The 20,253-nt window shown below is 71.9% G+C and carries 14 protein-coding genes; 8 read left to right on the top strand and 6 right to left on the bottom strand.

Features of this window, described 5'->3' with window-relative positions; translation table 11 throughout:
• Window positions 1-208: 208 nt before the first annotated feature.
• Window positions 209-634 carry a hypothetical protein gene (locus AC51EU_RS04485; protein ID WP_496265311.1) on the bottom strand — a complete coding sequence of 142 codons (426 nt, stop codon included), beginning with the start codon at window positions 632-634 and terminating at the stop codon, window positions 209-211.
• A 485-nt stretch (window positions 635-1,119) separates the two neighbouring features.
• Between AC51EU_RS04485 and AC51EU_RS04490 the strand changes: the two genes are divergently transcribed.
• The 3 genes from AC51EU_RS04490 (at window position 1,120) to AC51EU_RS04500 (ending at window position 3,670) form a co-directional block, all read left to right on the top strand.
• Window positions 1,120-1,197, top strand: a complete 78-nt coding sequence (locus AC51EU_RS04490; protein ID WP_496265336.1) for a putative leader peptide — start codon at window positions 1,120-1,122, stop codon at window positions 1,195-1,197.
• Window positions 1,198-1,331: 134 nt separating this feature from the next.
• Window positions 1,332-2,486 carry an LLM class flavin-dependent oxidoreductase gene (locus AC51EU_RS04495; RefSeq protein ID WP_496265312.1) on the top strand — a complete coding sequence of 385 codons (1,155 nt, stop codon included), beginning with the start codon at window positions 1,332-1,334 and terminating at the stop codon, window positions 2,484-2,486.
• Window positions 2,487-2,650: 164 nt separating this feature from the next.
• Window positions 2,651-3,670: a helix-turn-helix transcriptional regulator gene (locus AC51EU_RS04500; RefSeq protein ID WP_496265313.1), complete on the top strand. Its 1,020-nt coding sequence runs from the start codon at window positions 2,651-2,653 to the stop codon at window positions 3,668-3,670.
• A gap of 446 nt (window positions 3,671-4,116) precedes the next feature.
• Here AC51EU_RS04500 and AC51EU_RS04505 read toward each other — a convergent pair whose 3' ends face one another.
• The 3 genes from AC51EU_RS04505 to AC51EU_RS04515 all read right to left on the bottom strand — a co-directional run bounded on the left by AC51EU_RS04505 (window position 4,117) and on the right by AC51EU_RS04515 (window position 7,664).
• Window positions 4,117-4,461, bottom strand: coding sequence for a hypothetical protein (locus AC51EU_RS04505; protein ID WP_496265314.1), 345 nt, complete (start codon window positions 4,459-4,461; stop codon window positions 4,117-4,119).
• 231 nt (window positions 4,462-4,692) lie between these two features.
• Entirely contained in the window at window positions 4,693-5,829 is a 1,137-nt protein-coding gene (locus AC51EU_RS04510) for an acyltransferase family protein (protein WP_496265315.1), read from the bottom strand.
• A gap of 47 nt (window positions 5,830-5,876) precedes the next feature.
• On the bottom strand, window positions 5,877-7,664 hold the full coding sequence (locus tag AC51EU_RS04515) for an AMP-dependent synthetase/ligase (RefSeq protein WP_496265316.1): 1,788 nt from the start codon (window positions 7,662-7,664) through the stop codon (window positions 5,877-5,879).
• 222 nt (window positions 7,665-7,886) lie between these two features.
• Here AC51EU_RS04515 and AC51EU_RS04520 point away from each other — a divergent pair, with 222 nt between their 5' ends.
• A complete protein-coding gene (locus AC51EU_RS04520) occupies window positions 7,887-9,263 on the top strand; it encodes an acyltransferase family protein (RefSeq protein WP_496265317.1) in 1,377 nt (458 codons plus the stop codon).
• 261 nt (window positions 9,264-9,524) lie between these two features.
• Window positions 9,525-9,800, top strand: coding sequence for a hypothetical protein (locus AC51EU_RS04525; RefSeq protein WP_496265318.1), 276 nt, complete (start codon window positions 9,525-9,527; stop codon window positions 9,798-9,800).
• Window positions 9,801-10,140: 340 nt separating this feature from the next.
• Here AC51EU_RS04525 and AC51EU_RS04530 read toward each other — a convergent pair whose 3' ends face one another.
• Window positions 10,141-11,439, bottom strand: a complete 1,299-nt coding sequence (locus tag AC51EU_RS04530) for an MFS transporter (RefSeq protein ID WP_496265319.1) — start codon at window positions 11,437-11,439, stop codon at window positions 10,141-10,143.
• A gap of 269 nt (window positions 11,440-11,708) precedes the next feature.
• Between AC51EU_RS04530 and lacZ the strand changes: the two genes are divergently transcribed.
• Window positions 11,709-14,870 (top strand): beta-galactosidase, LacZ type, encoded by a 3,162-nt coding sequence (gene lacZ / locus AC51EU_RS04535; RefSeq protein ID WP_496265320.1) that lies wholly within the window; start codon window positions 11,709-11,711, stop codon window positions 14,868-14,870.
• A 10-nt stretch (window positions 14,871-14,880) separates the two neighbouring features.
• On the opposite strand, the gene AC51EU_RS04540 is transcribed toward lacZ, so the two are convergent.
• On the bottom strand, window positions 14,881-16,731 hold the full coding sequence (locus AC51EU_RS04540) for an ABC transporter ATP-binding protein (protein WP_496265321.1): 1,851 nt from the start codon (window positions 16,729-16,731) through the stop codon (window positions 14,881-14,883).
• Window positions 16,732-16,825: 94 nt separating this feature from the next.
• Here AC51EU_RS04540 and AC51EU_RS04545 point away from each other — a divergent pair, with 94 nt between their 5' ends.
• Complete coding sequence (locus AC51EU_RS04545) at window positions 16,826-17,293, top strand: MarR family winged helix-turn-helix transcriptional regulator (protein ID WP_496265322.1); 468 nt, start codon at window positions 16,826-16,828, stop codon at window positions 17,291-17,293.
• Window positions 17,294-17,324: 31 nt separating this feature from the next.
• The gene (locus AC51EU_RS04550; RefSeq protein WP_496265323.1) at window positions 17,325-20,252 is read left to right on the top strand and encodes an FAD-binding and (Fe-S)-binding domain-containing protein; all 2,928 of its coding nucleotides are present in this window, start codon (window positions 17,325-17,327) and stop codon (window positions 20,250-20,252) included.
• Window position 20,253: the final 1 nt, after the last annotated feature.

Genomic DNA, 20,253 nt, shown 5'->3' on the forward strand with positions numbered 1-20,253 from the left:
GTCAGCGAGTACGTCTCGTCCACCGGGGTTCGTTCTTCTGCCGGAGCAGGCATGCGGCGACGAGGACGGCGGCCACCGGGAAGGCGGCGGAGAAGCCGAACGCCGTCCGGTGTCCGTGCATCTGGGCGGCGTGTACGACGGGTCGGCCGCCGCCCCCGGCCAGTGCCCACTCAGCGCCGTGATCCCCCGGTTCAGGCAATGTTGCAGCTCACGCGCCCCGACGGCGCCGGGCGTAGGCGATCGTGAGGACCGCGACGAGTGGCCCCCAGACCAGTAGCGGGGCGTAGCAGACATTCATGAGCACGCCCGCTGTGCCGTGCGGGAAGTCGGGATTGTCCAGCGGCCCTCTTGGCGCCAGGGTCACCGCCGCACACAGCGCCATCACAGCCACCGCGCCCATTGCGGCAGGTATGACCACTGCCAGCGGGGGGATGCGACGGCCGCCCCATCGCGGGACCCATCGCGGGACCCACTCGCCCCAGGGCTTCACCAGGCCCAGCGTCAGGAAGGCGGTCGCCTGTGAGACCACGGACAGGATCAGCACGTAGACCATGATCGACGTCCCCGTGTAGAGCGATCCGAGTCGGCCGGTGAAACCGACATCGACCCCGAATCCGAGTGCGAGCCGCCACACACACGACGGCACCGTGCACAACACGGTCGCCCAAGCCGCCTGGACCGCCCACCGAGGGGCCGTGTTCCGGACATGGGGCGACGGGAATGCACTGACCATCACAGGCTCCGATGCGGTGAGGTGAAAGGACCCCTTGACGATCTCACCGCTCAGCGGCCGGCGGCCTCATCCCTCCAGACGGACCACGTCCCCCGTGCGGAGGAGGCTACCGAGGCGTCAGCTCGCTCTCCGGTATGAAGCGGAAGTGCTGGTCAGAGCGTCAACGAGCTGCCGCGCCCCCGCTTTCGCGACACTCCCCGGCCCGACGACCGGCTGACGCGGCGCATCGGCTCGGCTCCCCCGGATGCCGCTCCGTCGGCCTCCGCCTCGGCACTCGCGGCCGCCGGGCGGTGAGGGGTGCGGCCATACGTCCGTAACAAAGGTCCGGCCGGTGAGACGGTGTTTGACCGTGCTTGCGGTGGGCCGTTACGTTCGGCCGCATGTGCATGGCAGCCCTGCTCACGACGCGCGGTCATATCGACCTGCTGCGAGTGGCGTCCGCCGCCTGTTGCCGCGGTCGCTGACCTTCCGGTCGTTCTCCCCTCCTGGGCCTCCTTGCCCCTTCCTTCACCTGCGGCTCGCTCGTCGGGTCGTGTCTTCGCCACGGTCCGCCCGTTCCCGGGCGCGGTGCCGCGCAGCTACGGAAAGGCCTCCCGACATGTCCGTGCATCTTCACTGGTTCCTTCCGACCGGCGGTGACGGGCGGACGCTCGTCGACCGGCACGCCTATACCGACGGCGGCATCCGGCGCGACCGCATCACCCCCGCCGGCGGGGTGCGGGCCCCGGGCATCGGGTATCTCACGCAGATCGCCAAGGCCGCCGAACAGCTCGGGTTCGAGGCGGTGCTCACCCCGACCGGTACGTGGTGCGAGGACGCCTGGTTGACGACGATGGCGCTGTCGCAGGTCACCGAGCGGCTGAAATTCCTGGTCGCGTTCCGGCCGGGCGTCATCTCGCCGGTGCTGGCGGCGCAGATGGCCGCGACGTATCAGCGGATCTCGCGTGGGCGGCTGCTGCTGAACGTGGTCACCGGTGGTGACGCGACCGAGCAGAGGAGGTTCGGGGACCGCCTCGACCATGATCGGCGGTATGCGCGTACGGATGAGTTCCTCCAGGTCGTACGGGGTGTGTGGAGCGGGGAGCCGTTCGACTTCCGGGGCGGGTACTACCGGATCGAGGGCGGGGTGACGGCGCTGCCGCCCGATCCGCTGCCGGAGATCTTCTTCGGTGGTTCGTCGGCGGCGGCCGGGCCGGTCGCGGCGCGGAACGCGGACGTGTACCTGACCTGGGGCGAGCCGCCCGAGCAGGTACGGCACAAGATCGAATGGATTCGGGAGCTGGCCGCGCGGGAGGGGCGTACGGTCCGCTTCGGCATCCGGCTGCACACCATTTCCCGGGACTCCTCGAAGGAGGCATGGGCCACCGCGCGCCGGCTGCTCGACGATCTCGACCCGGGGACCGTGGCCGCCGCCCAACAGGCCCTGGGCAGGAGCGAGTCGGTGGGGCAGCGGCGGATGCTCGCCCTGCACGGCGGCTCGCGCGAGGGCCTGGAGATCGCGCCCAACCTGTGGGCGGGTGTCGGGCTGGTGCGCGGCGGCGCCGGCACCGCGCTGGTCGGCAGTCATGCGGAGGTCGCGGACCGGATCGAGGAGTATCACGCGCTGGGCATCGAGCATGTCGTCCTGTCCGGTTATCCGCATCTGGAGGAGGCGTACTGGTTCGGTGAGGGCGTACGCCCGGAGTTGGCGGCGCGCGGGCTGCTGGGCGCACCCGCGACGGCGGGGGTTCCGGCCGCCGCTGCGGGACGGTAGCGGCCACGAAGGGCGTTTCCCCTGGCCGTTGACCGGTGCGTGCCGCGCGGGTGCGGTGTGCGGTGCCGGACCCCTGGCAGAGGCGTCGTGCGGGCGAGGATGATGGAGGGCGACGGTTTTGCGCCGTGGCCGGTTCTCGCCACGGCCGGGGAGGAGGGGCGCGGATGCTGGGAGCCATCGGGTTGGACGACGCGCAGGAGTCCGCCTACCGCACACTGGTGGGGCTGGGGGCCGCCGAAGTGCCGGAGCTGGCACACCGTTTGCGGGCGCCGGTGGACGAAACGGAGCGTGCGCTGCGCCACTTGGAGCAGCGGGGTCTGGCGGCGCAGTCGCCGGCCCGTGCGGGGCGCTGGGTGGTGGCGCCGCCGGGGGTGGCGCTGGGTGCGCTGCTCACCCAGCAGCGGCACGAGTTGGAGCGGGCGGAGCTGGCGGCGGCGATGCTGGCCGAGGAGTACCAGGGCCAGGACGCGGAGCCGGACGTGCGGGACCTGGTGGAGGTGGTGACCGGTTCGAGCGCGGTCGCGCAGCGCTTCCGCCAGATCCAGCTGGGCGCGGTCCACGAGGTGTGCGCGCTGGTCACCCCGGCGCCGGCGGTGGTCACGCCCGCGGAGAACCACGCGGAAGGCCAGGCCGCCTCGCTCGGGGTGGCCTACCGGGTCGTCGTCGAGGGCGAGGCGCTGGAAACACCGGGCTATGTGGCGGAGGCGAGTGCGGCGTTGGGCCGGGGCGCGCTGGTGCGGGTGGCCGACAAGGTGCCCGCCACGCTGGTGATCGCGGACCGTGCGCTGGCGATGGTGCCACTGACCCGGCACACGGCGGAACCGGCCGCGGTGGTGGTGCACGCCAGCGGACTGCTGGAGTCGCTGCGGGGGCTGTTCGAGGCGATATGGCGGCAGGCGGTACCGCTGCGCCTGGGCGCGGCGGGATTGTCCAAGGAGCCGGGGGACGGGCCGGACGCCGCGGATCTGGAGGTGCTGGCGCTACTGCTGGCGGGGCTGACCGACGCGAGTGTGGCCAAGCAGTTGGGGCTGGGCCTGCGGACGGTACAGCGGCGGGTGCGACGGCTGATGGACGTGGCGGGGGTGACCACGCGGATGCAGTTGGGCTGGCACGCGTACGAGGCCGGGTGGATGACACGTGAGGAACCGGCGGGGCGCGCGGTGCCCTCGCCCTCCGGCCGGTGACACGACGGGGCGTGACGCGTCCGGCCTTTCGCCCCCTCAAAGGGAACACACGAACGCGGGAGCGAATGTTCGCCGGAAAGTGTGACCGATACCCAAAAGGGTTACGCGTATCGCCTGCGTCGGGTGATCCTTACGGGGCGCGAGTGACGAGCTGCAGACCGTCACAGCGCAGCGCCTCCGACCGCATCCCTTGCCGGTCCGGAGAGTTGGTCCTGCATCACCGTGACACAAGGAGAAACATCCGATGGACATCCTCACCAACCTGCTTGCCGGCATCGTCCACCTCGTGGGTTGGCTGGTCTGACGGACGCGTCACCCGCGGCGCCTCTCCCCGTCCCAGGGAGGGGCGCCGCCCTTTTTCCGCGTTGCCGCGGTCCCTGCGGCGCCCGCTCCAAGGAGCCGCCCCAGGCCGCGCCCGTCAACGTCGTGTACACGGATGAGGGCCTCTACGCCTTGCGGGCCCCCGCCACGGACACCACGTACGCGGCGATCAAGCTCGCCACCAAGACCTCGTGGGCGCACCTGCCCCAGGAAGCCGCCCCGGCCGCGCCGTTGCCCTCCGGTAACTTCTCCTCGCGCCACGCCACGGCCTCGGGATCGGGCGCCAGCACGACGACGGCCAGCGGGCGGCTCTTGATCAGCTCGGTGATCTCCGCCAGGTACTCGCCGATCAGGATGTCCTGCACGATGGCGGTGAACCCGGCCTTGACGTAGGCGCCGGCGGAAGCCGCCGCCAGCCGGTGCCGGAGCCTGAGCTGTGCGACGGCCTCCGGCAGGGCCTCGGCCGTCATGTGCTGCAGACAATGTCGCGCGGCCACCGACAGGATGTGATCCAGCCGGTACGCGGAAGCGTCCGAGATGCCCCGTTACCACTTCGCGGATGTTGATGATGCCGTTCTTCGCGATGGCTTGCACGAGCCCCCCGGAAAGATCTCGGGGCACGGGAACAAGTTTGCACAGCGCCGCCGCCCCGCCCCCGTCACGTTCCCGCATGCGGTCCCACAACTCGTGAACCGTGTGCGTCACTCACCCGCCGCGGTCGCTTTTCGGCGGGGCCGGCGGACCTTGAGCTCGACCGGGGCGAACACCGCGACCAGGATGAGGAGGACGGCCATGGGGGCCAGCAGCCAGAACCAGCGTTGCGCCCACCATGAGGCGGTCGGCTCCGCCAGGAGCGTGTGGCCCAGACCTTCGTAGGTCCACAACGCGACGAGGTAGGCGGTCATGTGCCACAGGAACACGGTGATCGCCACCAGGTTGAGCGCCACCACAGGCTTCCAGACACGGGGGCGGCGCAGGAAGCGCGCCGCGGCCGGCGTGATCAGAGCCAGCAGTCCGAGTTGGAAGACGGCGAGCGCCGCGATGGCCGCGTTGGTGGGGAAGATGTTCGACTCGGCGTCACCGACCGTGCCGACCATCGAGCGGGGGTAACCGGCGAACACCGTCAGCACGACCAGGGTCAGCAGACCGGCCCCGGTGACCGCCAGCCGCCGGGCCAACGGCCGTCGCCCGAGCTGCCAGGTGCGCCAGGCGTAGCCGAGCTGGTGGCAGAACAGCCACACCAGCGCGAGGGTGACCCATTCGGCCCAGGTCTGCCCGATGCCGCGGCCCAGCACGCTGCCCACGGCGATCAGTCCCGCGAGCGCGGCCAGGGTGCCGGCGGCGTGGCGGGCGTGCAGGGTCGCCGTCAGCGGCACGGTGACGATCAACAGGCTGTACACCCCCAGGAACCACAAGGGCGTCAGGTAGCCGGGGAATGACTGCCACATCCAGCGGTGGGGTCCTCGCAGGGCCGCGGCGATCAGCTCGCCGGCCAGCCACACCCCCGCCCATACGGCGGTGGGCACCGACAGCCTGCGGAGCCGGTCGGCGACGAACCGGCCGGCGGGGTCCTTGTCCGCTTGCGTACGTTGCCAGCCGGCCAGGTTCGCGTAGCCGCCGACCAGGAAGAACACCGGCATGATCTGCAGGACCCAGGTGGCCGCCCACCCGCCGGGAACGGCGTCGATCGGGTTGGGCATGGCGAGGGCGCCGTCAGAGGTGCGATGGGTGACCGACAGCGTCCAGTGCCACAGGGTGACGACCACGATGCTGAGCGCCCGTGCGGCGTCGACGACCCGGTCCCGGGTTTCCGGTGTGGCGCTGACCAGCCGGTCCAACGCCCCGGGGGCCCCAGGAGGACGAGACCACCGGTGCCGGCGGGAGGTCATGTCCGGTACAGCGCTTCGACATCCGCGGCGAAGTCCTTGAGCACCCGGCTGCGCCGGACCTTCAGGGTCGGGGTGAGGTAGCCGTGCGCCTCGGTGAGGTCGCCGGGCAGGACCCTGAATCTGCGCATCCGTTCGGCCCGGCTGACGGTCGCGTTGACCTCGTCGATCGCCGTCTGCAGCCGGGCGAGCAGGTCGGGGTCGTCACGGAGCTGCGCGGGCGTGGCGGCCGCCGGCTTGCCCGCGCTCTCCTTCCAGGCCGCCAGCCCTTCCTCGTCGAGAGTGATCAGGCCGGCGATGAACGGGCGCTGATCGCCGACAGCCACCACCTGGCTGATCAGAGGGTGGCTGCGCAGACGGTCCTCCAGCCCCGCGGGGACGACGTTCTTCCCGCCGGCGGTGACGATGATCTCCTTCTTGCGGCCCGAGATGGTCAGGAATCCGTCGTCGTCCAGGGTGCCGACGTCTCCGGTGTACAGCCAGCCGTCGGCGCTCAGCGTCTCCTTCGTGACCCGTTCGTTCCGCCAGTAGCCCGGGAACACCACGGGGCCGCGAAGCAGGATCTCGCCGTCGTCGGCGATCCGTACCGTGACGCCGGGCAGCGGCTTCCCGACCGAACCGATCTTGACCGCGGAGGGCGTGTTGACGGTGGCGGCGGCGCTGGTCTCGGTCAGCCCGTAGCCCTCCAGCACGGTCACGCCGATGCCTCGGTAGAAGTGGCCGAGGCGGGTGCCGAGCGGAGCGCCGCCGCTGATGGCGTGGGTGACCCGTCCGCCGAGCGCCGCCCGCAGCCTGCGGTGGACGAGCCTGTCGAACAGGCGGTGGACCAGGGTGAGCCCCAGGCCGGGGCCCCCGTGGTCCAACGCCTGGCTGTAGCGGACGGCGACCCGTTCGGCGCGCCGGAAGACGCCACCGCGGCGCTGCTCCTCGGCGCGCTGCCGCGCTCGGGCGTAGACCTTCTCCAGCATCCTGGGCACCGACAGGATGAACGTCGGACGCAGTGCGGCCAGGTGGTCGGGCAGGCGGGCGAGGTCGGCCGTGTGGGCCAGGCGGACGCCGTGCTCGACACAGGCCACCTGGATCACCCGGGCGAACACGTGTGCCAACGGCAGGAACAGCACCGTCGAGGCGTCGTGGCCGAAGATCTCCCGTAGCACCGCGATCGAGGCACGGGCGTCGTAGAGCAGGTTGGCATGGGTGAGTACGCACCCCTTGGGCCGACCGGTGGTGCCGGAGGTGTAGATGATGGTGGCGGTGTCGTCCGCGCGGACCGCGTCGCGGCGCGCGTCGACCCGCGAGTCGGGAACTCCGGCGCCCTCCTGCCGCAGCCGGGAAAGGTCACCCGCGTCGATCTGCCACACCTGCTCCAGCCCGGGAAGGTCCACCTGGACATCGTCGAGCCGGCGGCGGTGTTCCGATGTCCCGACCACCGTCGCGACGGCCTCGGAGTCCTCCAGTACCCATTGGATCTGCTCGGCCGAGGAGGTGTCGTAGACCGGCACCGGCACCGCACCGATCGCCCACAGAGCATAGTCGGTCAGCGTCCACTCGTAGCTGGTCGCGGCCAGCAGGGCGACCCGGTCGCCGGCCTCGATCCCGGCGGTGAGGAAGCCCGCCGCGAGGGCGCGTACCTCGCTCGCGAACCGCGCGGAGGTCACGGGCTCCCAGCCGCTTCCCGTCCGCCGGTCGAACAGGACGACCTCGGTCCGATCACTCCGGAACACCGTGTCGGCCAGCTGGTCCGTTGGCGGGATGCCGATCGAGGACGGACTCTCGTACTCGCGCATGCCCCCCAGTTTCCGCACATGGCGGAACGCTCGCTATTCGGTGCGGCCGAATGCGCACGGTCTGCTCGCCTCCCGCCGGACACCGACACGCGCTTCATGGTGGACGCCAGGACGCAGGGCCGGATTGCAGCGATATGCCATGGTGCGTTCACTTCTCAAGGAAAGGTTCGTTTCCGAGCCCGAGGAGGCGGGCTTACGAGACACGCGAGTGAGGAGGACCGGGTGAGGATTCGGGACCTCGCCGCCGCCACCCCCGCACACCGTGACCGCTATGTCGACTTCCTGCGGGCGTTCGCCATCGTCATGGTGGTGATCGGTCACTGGCTGGCCGTGATGATCACCTTTCGGGACGGCCGGCTGGGCGGGGAGCACACGCTCGCCGTCCTGCCGTGGACGCGGTGGCTCACCTGGGTGTTCCAGGTGATGGGGATCTTCTTCCTGGTCGGCGGCTACGCCAACTCCGCGTCCTGGACCTCGGCCCGCAGGCGCGGGGACGGCTACGCCGACTGGCTGGGGTCGCGTGCGAGCCGGCTGCTGCGGCCGACGACGGTCTTCATCGTGATCGGGGTCGCCGTCTCCGCGATCGCCCGGCTGGCGGGCGTCGATCCGGGGCTGGTGCGGCTGGCCGCCTGGTTGGTGGCCATCTCGCTGTGGTTCCTCGCCGTCTATCTCGTGGTCGTGGCCGTGACTCCGGCGATGCTCGCCGCCCATCGGCGCTGGGGCCTGGCCGTTCCGGCGGCCCTCACCGTGGCCGCCGCCTGCTTCGACGCCCTGCGGCTGAGTACGGGCGACGACGCCCTGGGTGTCGTCAACTACCTACTCGTCTGGCTGATCCTGCCTCAACTCGGCTTCGCCTGGCGCGACGGCACTCTGACCCGCTCTCCGGCCCGCCGCTGGCTGCTGTTCCTCGGCGGGTCGGCCGCGCTGGTCGCGCTGACGACGATCGGGCCGTATCCGGTCAGCATGGTCGGCGTGCCCGGGGCCGAGGTGCAGAACACCGCGCCGCCGACGGTCGCGCTGCTCGCCCTGTCCGTGGCCCAGACCGGTCTGGTCCTGCTGCTCGCCGGGCCGTTGCGCACCTGGCTGCGTCGGGAGCGGGTCTGGATGGCGGTGATCGCCGTCAACGGGGGGATCATGACGCTGTTCCTGTGGCACATGGTCCCTGTGCTCGTGGCCGCTCTGGCGCTCTACCCGACCGGCGTCATGCCCCAACCGGAGATCGGATCGGCGAGCTGGTTCGCCTGGCGGACGGTGTGGTTGGCGGTCTGCGCCCTGCTGCTCGGGGTCTTCGTCGCGGTGTTCGTGCGCTTCGAACGTTCGCGCCGCAGGGAGTCGACGGCCCCTTCTTCCGCCGCCCGGACGACCCCCGGCGCCGGCGGAACCGCGACGCGGCCGGCCGTCGCCTTGGTCCTGGTCGGCACGGCCGCGACCAGCATCGGCATCGTCCGGCTCACCATCGGCGGCTTCCAGGACGCGGGGCCCGCGGGAATCCCCTTGACGGCCCTGGTGATCTACCTGACGGGGCTGGTCGCCTTCCGGGCGGCGCGCCACGTACGGTCATCCCTCCCCGCGCCCGACACCGCCGGGCGCCACGGATGAAGCAGTCCGAGCGAGCAGCTCCGTTCTCATGACGCCGGCAACGGCCGGACCGTCGGACGGCACGGCTGCGACCACCTACGACCACCCCGCCCCCGAACGTACGAAAGGCGCCCTCTCCGTTGTCACGGACCTGGATTCCCCGAGCTGTGGAAACGGTATGCCGGATACTTCGAAAGCGGGGCATTCGGACATACCTACGTATCCTTCAACGCCTGGTTCAGCGATCCGTCCGAACGGCAGAGGGTTTCCCGCGCCCTGGACGTGAAGCATTCTGACAACGGGCTCAATGTCGTGAATCCGGCCTCCCATGGCAGTTCCTTCGACGGACTCGGCTTCGACGGTAGGGCACAGGACATGCCGGTGCTCAACCGCTGGCAGGACGTACAGGACGACGATCTGTTCGCGTTCCTACTGCTCGCAGACGAGGAGGTCCTGGACATCAGCCGTCGGCTCTTTGGGGGCTTCCCGTACTCCCGGGACCATGTGCTGGCCCGCTGGCGCGGGCGGCACAAAGCGGCGTCAGGCAGCCCCGCGTAACGCCTCGATCCCTTCACACACGAGCCTGCGGGGCCACGGAGCAAGGGCTTCGCTCTTCGCGCCCGAATATTTCCGCCTGCGCGTGCAGGCGGTCATGCATGCGCTCGCCGGACTCCGGTGACCATTGAGCCCATCCCACTCCGTGCGGTCAGAAACATCCGGTCCGGGACGAACCGCAGGATCACCTCGACGCAGAGCCAACGATGTGCGCCCTCACGACGGCGAGGACAGGACCGCTGAGTGTGCTCGCGGCCCAGGCGAGGAACGTGTGGTTGGCCAGGGCACCGTCAGGCCGGTGCAGACCGGACTGACCACGGTCAGCTCCTGACTCTTCGCGCTCTCACCTCTCCAACGGGCGGTGAGCCGTCTCGGGCAGTCGGAGGTACACGACGGACGAGACCAGGCACAGCACGGCCACGTACACCGGGAAGAGGCCGGTCTGTCCCAGGTCCTTGAAGAGCGTGCCGATGTAGGGCGCCGTACCGCCGAAGAGGGCGACGGTGAGGGAGTAGGGGAACCCGATGCCCGCGGCGCGCACCCGTGCCGGGAACGTCTCCGCGTTCACGGCCGCCGAGATGGCCGTGAAGCCGCTCAGCAGGATCATGCCCGCGCACTGCACGAGCAGGAGCGTGGCGAAGGAGCCGTCGAGCGCGCGCAGCAGCGGCACGCACAGCGCGGCGAAGCCGATCCCGAACATCAGCAGCAGCGGCTTGCGCCCGAAGCGGTCGGACACCATGCCCGCGACGGGCTGGAGCACGGCGAAGAACGTCAGCGAGAGGGTGCCCGCCAGCAGCGCGTCGGTCTTCTCGACCCCGGCGTTGAGCTCGGCGTACGTCGGCAGGTACGACGTCCACGTGTAGTACGCGAGCGTGCCGCCCGCGGTGATGCCGCAGATCAGCAGCGATTCGCGCGGATGGCGGCGCAGGGCCTCGAAGAGGCCGGGGCGGGGCGCCTTCGCCTGTTCCTCGCTGCGCGTTTCGTGCGAGCCGCGCCGGACCCAGAAGCCCACGAGGCTCAGGAGCGCCCCCAGCACGAACGGGACCCGCCAACCCCAGCTGTCCATGGTGGCGGGCGCGAGGTTCGCGACGAGGAGCGCCGCGACGCCGGACGCGACGAGCTGTCCGATGGTCGTCGACACGTAGTGGAAGCTGGAGAAGAACCCTCGCCGGCCGGGCCCGGCCGACTCCACGAGGAACGTGGTCGCCGCGGCGAACTCCCCTCCCACCGACAGCCCTTGCAGCAGCCGGGCCAGGACGAGAACGACCGGCGCGAGGACCCCGGCGGCGGCGTACGTCGGCGTCAGCCCCACCAACAGACTGCTCGCGCCCATCAGCAGAATGGTCACCGTGAGCGCCGCACGGCGCCCGCGCCGGTCGGCGACCGCGCCCATCAGCAGCCCGCCGACGGGCCGCATGAAGAACCCCACCGCGAAGACCGCGAACGTCGAAAGCAGCGGCACCAGCGAATTCGACGCGCCTTCGGGGAAGATCTGCGCGGCGATGTACGTGGCGAGGAAGGAATACGTGTACCAGTCGTACCACTCCACGGCGTTGCCGACGGAGGCCGCGGCCAGTTGGCGCAGTGGGGAGGGGCGGCGGGTGGTGCCGTCCGTCCGTTCCGTGTGTTCCGTGTTCGCCATGGTCCCCTCGCTCACGGTCGTCCGGTGGTCCGCCGCCGGAGCGGTCCGGTCGGCCAGGGGATCATGTACGACCGTGCCGGGGTGCCGCCAGGGGTTCGGGGGTGGTGGGCGGGATCGGCAATGTGCCTGTAACAGTGGTGGTTGCCGTGGGTGACCGGTAGTAGTGGTACGGGTGAGGAAGGGGCCGGTCGGGGTCTTGTCTTGTGTCGTGCGATGTCCAATCCTGCTGCTTCCTGTTGCCTTGCGTTCGGAGCTGTCTCATGGGTCGCATGGAAGCACGCCGAATGTCCCGCCGCTCGTTCCTCGTCACCGGTACCGCCCTGACCGGCTGGGCCGCCTTCACCGCCCAGAAGGCGGTCTTCGCCGCGGACGCCGCGGAGCCCGGTGAGGAGTGGAACGGCCGGCCGGGCATCTTCCAGGTCAACCGCGAGGCGGCGCGCACCCGCCTGATCCCCTACCGGGACACCGCGGCGGCGCTGGCGGGCGACCACACCGCCTCGCCGTACTACCACTGCCTCAACGGCAGTTGGCGCTTCCACTGGTCCCGCAACCCCGACGAGCGCCCGAGGCGTTTCTTCGTCCCGGACTTCGACGACAGTGCCTGGGACCGGATTCCGGTGCCGTCCAACTGGGAGATCGAGGGCTATCCCGAGCCGATCTATCTCAACGTCAGATATCCCTGGGTCGGCTACGAGACGCCGGAGGCGCCGCAGGTCCCGAAGGGGTTCAACCCGGTCGGCTCCTACCGCCGTACCTTCACCGTGCCCGAGGGGTGGAAGGGGCGCCGGACGCTGCTGTCGTTCCAGGGCGTGAAGTCGGCGTTCTTCGTCTGGGTCAACGGCGAGCGGGTGGGCTACAGCGAGGACAGCTACACCCCGGCGGAGTTCGACGTCACCGACCGGCTGCGGCCGGGCCGGAACGCGCTCGCCGTGGAGGTCTACCGCTGGTCCGACGGCAGTTGGCTGGAGGACCAGGACATGATCGACCTGTCCGGTATCTTCCGCGACGTCTACCTCTACTCGGTCCCGCCGGTGCATGTGCAGGACCTCCACACCCGTGCCGGGGCGGACGGCCGGCTGGCCGTGACGGCGACCGTACGCGACCGGGGCGGCGCGGGCACCGGGACGTACACGCTGACCGCCACGCTGTACGACGCGGACGGGCGGGCCGTCCTGCCGAAGCCGCTCACCGCTGAGGTCCGGCCCGAGGGCGGCCGGGACGTGACGGTCTCCCCCGCCGCCACCGTGCGTTCCCCCGCGCTCTGGTCCGCGGAGACCCCCCACCTCTACACGCTCGTGGTCGCGCTCGCCGATCCGGCCGGGCGGACCGTCGACGTCCAGCGTTCCCGGGTCGGCTTCCGCACCGTCGACTGCGGGCCCGGCACCTTCACCGTCAACGGCGCGCCGGTCGTCCTCCGGGGCGTCAACCGGCACGAGTCGGACCCGGACCGCGGACAGGCGGTCACCGCCGAGCGGATGCTCCAGGACATCCGGCTGATGAAGCAGCACAACATCAACGCGGTCCGCACCTCCCACTACCCCAACCACCCGCACTGGCTCGACCTCTGCGACGAGTACGGGCTCTATGTCGTCGGCGAGGCCAACCTGGAGACGCACGGCGTCCGCGACCGGCTGCCGGCCGGCCTGCCGGAGTGGGCCGACGCCTGTCTGGACCGGATGCGCTCCCTGGTCGAGCGGGACAAGAACCACCCCAGCGTCATCGTCTGGTCGCTGGGCAACGAGGCGGGCCACGGCGACACCTTCCGCGCCATGGCCGACTGGACGCGCCGCCGCGACCCGTCCCGGCCGGTGCACTACGAGGGCATGAACGATGTCGCCGATGTGCACAGCGAGATGTACACCGGCCCGGACGGCGTGGAGGCGTACGGGAGGTCCGGCAACCCGAAGCCGTTCCTCCTGTGCGAGTACGCCCACTCCATGGGCAACAGCACCGGCAATCTCCAGGAGTACTGGGACGTCATCGAGCGCTACCCCAATCTCCACGGCGGTTTCATCTGGGACTTCGCGGACCAGGCGATCCGCCGCCCGGTGCCCGGCGACCCCCGCCGCACCCATCTCTCCTACGGGGGCGACTGGAAGCCCGGCTACCCCACCGACGGCAACTTCTGCTGCAACGGCATCCTCTCCGCCGACCGGACCCCGCACCCGGCCGTCCACGAGGTCAAGAAGGTCTACCAGACGATCCGCATGACGGCGGGCGACCTCGCCGCCGGCACCGTCCGCGTCACCAACCGCAATCTCTTCACCGGCCTGGACGCCTACGAGCTGCGCTGGGAGGTCACCCGCGACGGCCGGCGCGTCCAGCACGGCACCCTCCCGGCGCCCGAGGCGGGCCCGGGGGCCACCGCCACCGTCCGTGTCCCCGCGCGCCGGCCGCACCGCCCGGAGCCGGGCGCCGCGTACTGGCTCAACCTGTCGTTCGTGCTGCGCCGGGCGACCCGCTGGGCGGAGGCAGGGCACAGCGTCGCGGCCGAGCAGTTCGCGCTGCCCTGGCACACCCCGGCGCCCGACGGGCCGCCGCCGGGCGCGTCGCCGGCGCTGAAGGTCGTGGAGAACGCGGCGACCGTGACGGTCTTGGGCCGTGAGAGCGAGGTGGTCCTCGACAAGCGGACCGGCACCCTGACGTCGTACCGGCACCGGGGCCGGACGCTGCTCACCGAGGGGCCGGTGCCCAACTTCTGGCGCGCGCCGACCGACAACGACATCGGGCGGCACGCCGAGAAGACGCTGCGGACCTGGCGCACCGCGGGCGCCGACCGTACCGTCACCGCCGTCACGACGGCGCAGCCGTCCCCGTCCGAGGTCGTCCTCACCGTCACCGCCACCCTGCCCACCTCTCCCGCCGTCTCCCACTGGGACACCGAGTTCACGGTGCGCGGCGACGGCGAGGTGCGGATCACCCACACCCTGCGGCCGGGCGCGGGGCTGCCGGACCTGCCGCTGGTGGGCGCGCTGCTGACCCTTCCGGCCGGGCTCGACACCTTCGACTGGTACGGGCGGGGCCCGCACGAGAACTACTGGGACCGGCGCACCGCCGCGTTCGTGGGCCGCTATCGCACCAGCGTCGCCGCCCAGCTCGGCCCGTACTCGCGCCCCCAGCAGACCGGCAATGTCACCGATGTGCGCACCGCCTCGCTCACCCGGCGGGACGGCGTCGGGCTGCGGGTGAGCGCGGAGGGGGGCGAGGGGGCGCAGCTGCTGGAGCTGAGCGCGCTGCACCACACCCCGGCGGATCTCGACGGCCCTCGTCATCCGTACGAGCTCAGGCGGCGCGGCACGGTGCATCTGGGCGTCAACCACCGCCAGTCGGGTCTGGGCGGCAACGACTCCTGGGGTGCGGCGCCGCTGGAGAAGTACCTGCTGCACGCGGACCGGGCCTACCGCTACGGGTACCGGCTGTCGCCCGTGTAGCGCCGCCGGGTCAGCGCGCCGCGACGGGGGCGGCGGCCGGCTCGCCGTCGCCGTCCGGGGTGCCGTCGTCCTCGTCGCGGTGGGAGTCGCGCCGTACCAGGGCGGCGTAGCGGCCGCCGGCGGCGAGGAGCGCGGTGTGGGTGCCGCGTTCGGCGATCCGGCCGCCGTCGAGGACGATGATCTCGTCGGCGTCGCGGACGGTGGACAGGCGGTGGGCGATGGTGACCGTCGTACGGCCCTCGGAGAGCGCGTCGACGGCGCGCTGCACCGCGTGTTCCGTGCGGGTGTCCAGGGCGCTGGTGGCCTCGTCGAGGACCAGGACCGGCGGGTCGCGCAGGAGGGTGCGGGCGATGGCCAGGCGCTGCTTCTCGCCGCCGGAGAAGCGGTGGCCGCGCTCGCCGACGAGGGTGTCGTAGCCGTCGGGGAGGGCGGCGATGTGGTCGTGGATCTGGGCGGCCCGGGCGGCGCGTTCGAGTTCCTCGTCGGTGGCGTCGGGCTTGGCGAAGCGGAGGTTGTCGGCGACCGAGGCGTGGAAGAGGTAGGTCTCCTGGGAGACCACGCCGACGGAGCGGGCGAGGGTGTCGAAGTCGAGGTCGCGGACGTCGGTGCCGTCGAGGGTGACCCGTCCGGCGGTGACGTCGTAGAGGCGGGGCACCAGGTAGCTCAGGGTGCTCTTGCCGCTGCCGGTGGGGCCGACGACGGCGAGGCTGCCGCCCGCCGGGACGGTCAGGTCGATGCCCTGGAGGATGGGTTCGGCCCCGGGGTCGTAGGAGAAGCTGACGTTCTCGAAGCGGAGTGCGCCACGGGGTGCGGGCAGGCGTACCGGGTCGGCGGGTTCGGTGAGGGTGACGGGCAGGTCGAGGTATTCGAAGATGCGCTGGAAGAGGGCGAGCGAGGTCTGCATCTGCACGCCCGTGGTCAGCAGGGAGACGGTGGGGCGCAGCAGGCCCTGCTGGAGGGTGACGAAGGCGACGAGGGTGCCCAGGGAGAAGGCGGGTCCGCCGAGTTGGAGGACCATGCCGGCGGCCCAGTAGAGCAGGGCGGGCAGGGCGGCCATGACGATGCCGATGGTGGCCATCCGCCAGCGGCCGGCCATGTTGGCGCGGACCTCCAGGCCGACCAGCCGCTCGGACTCGTCGGCGAAGCGCGCGGTGAGCGAGTCGGCGCGGCCCATGGTGCGGCCGAGGAGGATGCCGCTGACCGAGAGGGACTCGGTGACATGGGCGGACATCGCGGCCATCTGCTGCTGCCGCGCCGAGGTGATCTTCTTGCGTTCCCTGCCGACCCGTCGGCTGATCCAGACGAAGACCGGCAGGAGCAGCAGGGAGACGACGGTCAGCCGCCAGTCGAGCGCGATCATGGCGACGACGGTGGCGACGACAGAGGTCAGGTTGGACACCAGGGAGGTGGCGGTGGAGGTGACCGTCGCCTGCATGCCGCCGATGTCGTTGGCGATGCGGGACTGGATCTCCCCGGTGCGCGTGCGGGTGAAGAACGCGAGCGGCATCCGCTGGAGCTTGGCGTAGACGGCGGTGCGCAGGTCGTGCATGACGCGCTGGCCGACGGTGGTGGACAGCAGGGTCTGCAGGACGCCGAAGACGCTGGTGGTGACGGCGGTGGCGATCATGCCGAGGGCGAGCAGGGTGAGCAGCCCGGTGCGGCGCTCGGGTATCGCCACGTCGAGGATCTCGCGCAGCAGGAACGGTGAGGCCACCGAGACCAGTGAGGAGGCGCCCACCAGCAGGCCGACGAGGGCCAGCCGGGCGCGGTAGGGGCGGAAGAGGGCGAGGATGCGCCGCACCGGGACCGGCTGGTCGGGGTCCTTGGGCGGCGGTGTCCATTCCGGTTCGTTGTGGCGCATGGTCTCCTTCCGGGGCCGGGTACCGCGGGTTTCACCGACCCTAGCTCATTGTTACCTAGGCTCACAATGAACATGGTCCTGATATTGTTCCCCCATGCCCGCACCCCAGCCGCGCACCCCCTCCCCCGGCCCCGCCGACCTCGCGGAACAGCTCATGAGGCTGACCCGCCGGATGTACCGCGCCCAGCGGCACCGCCTGGCACAGCTCGACCTCGCCTTCACCCCGGCCCAGTCCCGGCTGCTGCGGATCGTCCACCGCTACGGCGCCACCCCGCCCCGCATGGCCGACATCGCCGAACGCCTGGAGGTCGTCCCGCGCGCCGTGACGACGCTGGTCGACGCGCTGGAGGCGCGGGGCGCGGTGCGCCGGGTGCCCGACCCCGCCAACCGCCGGGTGATCCGCGTCGAGCTCACCGACACCGGCCGCTCGGCACTGCGCGCGTTGCGCAGCGCGCGCCGGGCCGCCGCGGAGGACATCCTGGCTCCGCTGACCACCGAACAGCGCGAGGTGCTCGGGGGCCTGCTGTCCGCCCTCGTCGACGGACCGGAGCCGCGCTGCTGAGCAACGGAGCGAGCCGACCGGAGGAGACGTCATGCCCCTGCTGGAGCCGAAGCCCGGGGCCCTGCGGCCCGACGCCCCCGCGAAGCCCGCCCCCGACCGGGTGCCCGGCGACCGCGCGCAGGGCACCCCCGAGCCCCTGCGCCGTGACCTGGTCGCGCTGCTCGGCGCGGACAAGGTGCTGCACACCCTCTCCGACCTGGTCCGCTACGCCTCCGACGCCAGCCCCTACCGCTTCGTCCCCCGGGTCGTCGTCCTCGCCGAGACCACCGACGACATCGCGGCGGTCTTCTCCTACGCCCGGGAGAACGGCCGCCACCTCGTCTTCCGCTCCGCCGGGACCTCCCTCAACGGGCAGGCGCAGGGCGAGGACATCCTCGTCGACGTCCGCCGCCACTGGAGCGGCGTCGAGGTGCTCGACGGCGGGGCGCGGGCGCGCATCGGGCCCGGGACGACGGTGCTGCGGGCCAACGCGGCGCTGGCCCGCCACGGCCGGGTGCTCGGCCCCGACCCGGCCAGCGCGATCGCCTGCACCCTCGGCGGGGTGGTCGCCAACAACGCCTCCGGCATGACCGCGGGCACCACCCGCAACTCCTACCGCACGCTGGCCTCGGTCACCGTCGTCCTGCCGTCGGGCACCGTCGTCGACACCGCGGCCCCCGACGCCGACGCGCGGCTGGCCGCCGCCGAACCGGGGCTGTGCGCCGGACTGCTGGCGCTCAAGGCGGAGATCGAGGCGGACCGGGAGCTGACGGCCCGTATCCGCGCCAAGTACGCCCTCAAGAACACCAACGGCTACCGCCTCGACGCCTTCCTCGACGCCACCACCCCCGTCGGCATCCTGCGCGGGCTGATGGTCGGCTCCGAGGGCACCCTGGGCTTCCTCGCCGGGACCGTCTTCGACACCCTGCCCCTGGACCGCCACACCGCCACCGCCCTGCTCTTCTTCCCCACCCTGCGGGCCGCCGCGGCCGCCGTACCGGGGTTCAACGCGGCCGGAGCGCGGGCCGTGGAGCTGATGGACGGCAACACCCTGCGCGCCTCGGTGAGCGTCGCCGGGGTGCCCGCCGACTGGGCGCGGCTGCCGAAGGAGACCACCGCGCTGCTGGTGGAGTTCCGGGCCCCCGACGAGAGCGCGCTGCGGGCGTACGAGCGGGCCGCCGAAGCGATCCTGCCGGGCCTGGACCTGGTCGCGCCGGTCGCGTCCGTCACCAACGCCTTCACCCGGGACCCGGCGGTCGTCTCGGGCTACTGGACGGCCCGCAAGGCGTTCGTCACGGCGGTCGGCGGCTCCCGGCCCGGCGGAACCACGCTGATCACCGAGGACTTCGCCGTCCCGCCGGACCGGCTCGCCGACGCCTGCGCCGACCTGCTCGCGCTCCAGACCCGGCACGGCTTCGACGCCGCCGTCGCCGGGCACGCCGCGCACGGCAATCTGCACTTCCTGCTCGCCTTCGACGCCGCGCGCCCCGACGACGTCGCCCGCTACGCGGCGTTCATGGACGACTTCTGCACCCTGACCGTGGACCGCTTCGACGGCTCCCTCAAGGCCGAGCACGCCACCGGACGCAACATCGCCCCGTTCCTGGAACGCGAATGGGGGCCGCGCGCCACGGAGTTGATGTGGCGGATCAAGAACCTCCTCGACCCCCACGGCATCCTCGCGCCGCGCGTCGTCCTCGACCGCGACCCGCACGCCCATCTGCGCGGCCTGAAGACCCTCCCCACCGTCGAGGCCGTCGCCGACCCCTGCATCGAGTGCGGCTTCTGCGAACCGGTCTGCCCCAGCCGGGACGTGACCACCACCCCGCGCCAGCGCATCGTGCTGCGCCGCGAGATGCTCCGCCAGCCCGCCGGCTCACCCGTGACCGGCGCGCTGCTCGACGCCTACGGGTACGACGCGGTCGACACCTGTGCCGGCGACGCGACGTGCGCGCTGGCCTGCCCGGTGGGCATCGACACCGGCGCGATGATGAAGGACTTCCGCCACCGCAGGCACTCGCCGCGCGAGGAGCGGACGGCGGCGCTGTTCGCCCGGCACTTCGCGGTCGCCGAACGGGCCGCGCGCCTCGCGGTGGCCGCCGCCACCCGCCTCGACGACCGCCTCGTCACCGCGGCGACCACCGCCGCCCGCAGGGCCGTACGCCCCGACCTCGTCCCCCGCTGGCTGCCGCGGATTCCGGGAGCGGCGCCCGCGTCCCTGCCGGCCACCGACCGGGCGGGGGCTGCGGCGGTCTACTACCCGGCCTGTGTGAACCGGATCTTCGGCGCGCCGGCCGGCCACACCGGGCCGTCGCTGCCGCAGGCCGTGGTGGCCGTGTCCCGGCGGGCGGGCCGGCCCGTGTGGATCCCGGCGGACGTCACCGGGACGTGCTGCGCCACCGTCTGGCACTCGAAGGGCTACGCGCGCGGCAATGTGGTGATGGCCAACCGGATCGTCGAGGCGGCGTGGGGATGGACGGCGGGCGGGCGGCTGCCGCTGGTCGTCGACGCCTCCTCGTGCACCCTCGGCATCGCCCGTGAGGTGGTGCCGTACCTGACGCCGGCCAACCGCGCCCGGCACGCGGAGCTGACCGTCGTCGACTCGCTGGTCTGGGCGGCGCGGGAGTTGCTGCCGCGGCTGGAGGTACGGCGGCGGGCCGGGTCGGCGGTGCTCCACCCGACCTGTTCGATGCGGCACCTGGGCGACGAGGCGGAGCTGCGGGAGGTCGCCGGGGCGTGCGCCGAGGAGGTCGTGGTGCCCGACGACGCGGGCTGCTGCGGCTTCGCGGGCGACCGCGGGATGCTGCACCCGGAACTGACGGAGGCCGCCACGGCGAAGGAGGCCGCGTACGTCACCTCCCGTTCCTTCGACACCCATCTGTCCGCGAACCGGATGTGCGAGATCGGCCTCGACCACGCGACGGACGGGCGCGGCTACCACTCGGTGCTCATGGAGCTGGAGCGCGCGACCCGGCCGTAGG

Source organism: Candidatus Streptomyces philanthi (assembly GCF_059553635.1).